Origin of the sequence: Oceanobacillus sp. HCA-5259, from assembly GCF_037892815.1 — a bacterium.
In the GTDB taxonomy this organism is placed as follows: domain Bacteria; phylum Bacillota; class Bacilli; order Bacillales; family Amphibacillaceae; genus Oceanobacillus; species Oceanobacillus indicireducens.
Genome location: NZ_JBBKBV010000072.1, coordinates 1 through 1,805 on the forward strand (window position 1 = coordinate 1; position 1,805 = coordinate 1,805).

At 41.9% G+C, this 1,805-nt stretch carries 1 protein-coding gene; it reads left to right on the forward strand.

Annotated elements, in window-relative coordinates; genetic code table 11:
- Positions 1-120 precede the first annotated feature (120 nt).
- Positions 121-1,404, forward strand: a complete 1,284-nt coding sequence (locus WKU33_RS18755) for an IS110 family transposase (protein ID WP_340456103.1) — start codon at positions 121-123, stop codon at positions 1,402-1,404.
- Positions 1,405-1,805 lie beyond the last annotated feature (401 nt).

The window sequence follows — 1,805 nt, forward strand, 5'->3', positions numbered from 1 at the left end:
AGGAGCATTCCTGTAATGAAGAAATTTGAGGTTTGAACAAAAAAGAGCCTCTCTGGTATAGTACTGGGTGTCAATGCGCATTGACCCCTAAATTAAAACATACCAAGGAGAGGACTCACCATGAATTATAATCAAAATCGCAAATTAACACAAATCACACCATCTACATTAGTTGTAGGAATTGACATTGCCAAAGATAAACACGTTGCACGTGCGCAAGATGACCGTGGTTTCGAATTTGGAAAAAGACTGATCTTTGACAATCGGATAGACGGCTTTGAACAGCTCTTAAAATGGATTTCCAGAATACAGGAAGAACACGATAAAAGCGAACTGATTATTGGCGCAGAACCAACTGGACACTATTGGCTAAGCCTAGCTTATTATTTAAGGGCCCAAGGTATTAACTTTGTGCTGGTAAACCCCATGCACGTTAAAAAGGCCAAAGAACTCGATGATAACTCACCAACGAAAAATGATACGAAAGATGCGCGTGTCATCGCACAGCTGGTAAAGGACGGACGATACTCTGTACCCAATCTTCTCGACGGCATATACGCCGAATTACGGGAAGGGATCAAATTACGAGATCAACTCGTCAAACACCTGATTACGATCGATAACCGCATTCAGAATCATATCCAGCGCTATTTTCCGGAATTTAATGATGTGTTTAAGGACTGGGAAGGCAAAACAGCTCTATTCACTTTGCGTGAATTTCCATTTCCTTCTGATATCAGACAGATGACTGCGGAAGAAGTGTTGGCACAATGGAAAACAGTGATCAAACGAGGCGTTGGAATCAAGCGTGCAACCAATTTGGTGGAAAAGGCTAAGAAGAGTGTTGGCATTGAAATCGGTCTGCGGTTTGCGAGAAAAGAAATGCACAGCCTATTAGACCAATATGAACTGTATCAGAGTCAGTTAACGGAACTTGATTTGGAAATCACTGAAGTGTTGAAAGAAGTTCCAGGATCCAAAGAAATGTTGAAAATCAAAGGGCTTGGTCCCATAACCATTGCCACGTTTTTCTCCGAGGTTGGGGATATCACCAAGTATGATCATCCACAACAACTGGTGAATCTGGCAGGCTTGTCGTTACGGGAGCATAGTTCAGGGAAATACAAGGGACAAACCAGAATAACGAAACGAGGGCGAAAGAAACTGCGAAGAGCCTTATATCTGGCAATCCGGCCACTCGTAGCTAGTAACCCGGTGTTTAAGGCCTTACACAGTTACTATACGACCCGCCCCAACAATCCATTGAAGAAACAACAATCACTGATTGCGCTATGTGGAAAATTATTACGTGTACTATTTGTCATCGGCAACAAACAATGTGAATTTGATGGAAGCAAGCTATTACAAGGTTTACCTCAAGTGGAAGAATTACAGGCAGCTTAAGCTTTTACAACACGATTGAATAAATGCACCTCTAGTTTTTAGGATAAACAAACACCAATAATGCAGAGTCGGAGCTTATTTAATCCATTCGGGCACCAGACCCAGCATAGGAGCTTTTTCCGACCTCCACCTTGTGGATACGCAGGACGAAGGAATGTATGGAGAAAATCCCGCGATACATGGGAGGGTAAGCGACCATAAGTTGTGTGGAGAACCTAAGCATGGTCATACCATTTTTAACCAAATGTTCACAATTTGGTTGTTAGGATGGATAAAACCCTGTTTGAATATTCCGCACTCTGAGTGAACACTATGCCCACCAATACATTCTATAAAATGGCGTTTGAGTAATTCTAAGAAAACAGGAGCATTTTGAAGATAATCAAAGTATATAGAGGGAG

What these genes read in the sequence shown, in the direction of transcription:
- WKU33_RS18755 (WP_340456103.1), top strand. Translation starts at nt 121, where the DNA reads ATGAATTATAATCAAAATCGCAAATTAACACAAATCACACCATCTACA.